A 1191-nucleotide genomic window follows, 5' to 3' on the forward strand; every position below is an offset into this window, starting at 1 on the left:
GCGTCGCGCCCTTGCCCTTCAAGCGCTCATAGCACTCCACGCCCTTGTCGGTGGCATAGCCGGTCTCGCACTCCTCGAACGTGAGCTTCACGCCGTTGACGCCGCCATCGCGGGCGTTGATGAGCTTGATGTAGTCCTGCTTGCCATTGGCCCAGGGCGTGCCATTGGGTGAGTAAGGGCCCGTGCGATACACCAGCAACGGGAAGAACTGCTCCTTGGCTTGCGCCATAGCCGCGGGGGCCGCGAAGAGTTGCAGGGCGGCCAGGGCCGCGCAGGTGATGAGAGTCTTCATGGGGCTGTCTCCTTGTCGTTGTGGGTATCAATGCGGGAAGGGCCAGAGTCTGAGCTTTTCCTTGGCGGTCGCCCAGAGTCGCGCGAGGCCGTGTGGTTCCTTGATCAGGAAGAACACGATGAGGGCGCCGAAGATCATCAGCGCGAGGTGCGAGGCGGTGGCGGTGTCGATCGGCAGGCCGGTCCAGTAGGGCAGCTTGTCCAGGATCAGCGGCAGCACGACGATGAAGGCCGCGCCGAAGAAGGCGCCCGAGATCGAACCCAGGCCGCCGATGATGACCATGAAGAGCAGGTCGAAGCTGCGGTTGATGCCGAAGGCGGCCGGCTCCCACGAACCCAGGTGCACGAAGCCCCACAGCGCACCGGCCACGCCGATGATGAAGCTGCTGACGGCAAAGGCGCTGAGCTTGGCCTGCATGGGGCGGATGCCGATGACGGCGGCCGCCACATCCATGTCGCGCATGGCCATCCACGACCGGCCGATGTGGCCGCGCACGAGGTTCTTGGTTGCCAGCGAGAAGACGACGACGAAGGCCAGGCACAGCAAGTAGCGCGATGCCGGCGACTCGACGCTGAAGCCGAAGAGGCTCAGCCCCGCCACACTGACCGACCCTGAGGAAGAACCGTTGGTGACCCAGGGCAGGCGCAGGCAGGCCCAGTCGACAAAGAACTGCGCCGCCAAGGTCGCTACTGCGAGGTAGAGCCCCTTGATACGCAGCGACGGCAAGCCAAAGGCCACGCCCAGCACCGTGGCACCCAGACCGCCGACCAGCAGCGACACGATCAGCGGCATGCCCTCGAAACGCGCCTGGCAGTTGTAGGCCACATAGGCGCCCACGGCCATGAAGGCGCCCGAGCCCAGCGAGATCTGGCCGCAGTAGCCGACCAGCACGTTAAGGC

At 65.4% G+C, this 1191-nt stretch carries 2 protein-coding genes; both read right to left on the reverse strand.

What is annotated here, in order from left to right; genetic code table 11:
- Positions 1–292 (reverse strand): ABC transporter substrate-binding protein (locus tag AC1DU6_RS31975; RefSeq protein WP_477862226.1); only part of this gene is annotated, 292 nt, incomplete at its 3' end.
- Between the two features lie 27 nt (positions 293–319).
- A partial coding sequence (locus tag AC1DU6_RS31980; protein WP_477862228.1) for a branched-chain amino acid ABC transporter permease occupies positions 320–1191 on the reverse strand: 872 nt, incomplete at its 5' end.

Source organism: Roseateles sp. P5_B10 (genome assembly GCF_056400485.1).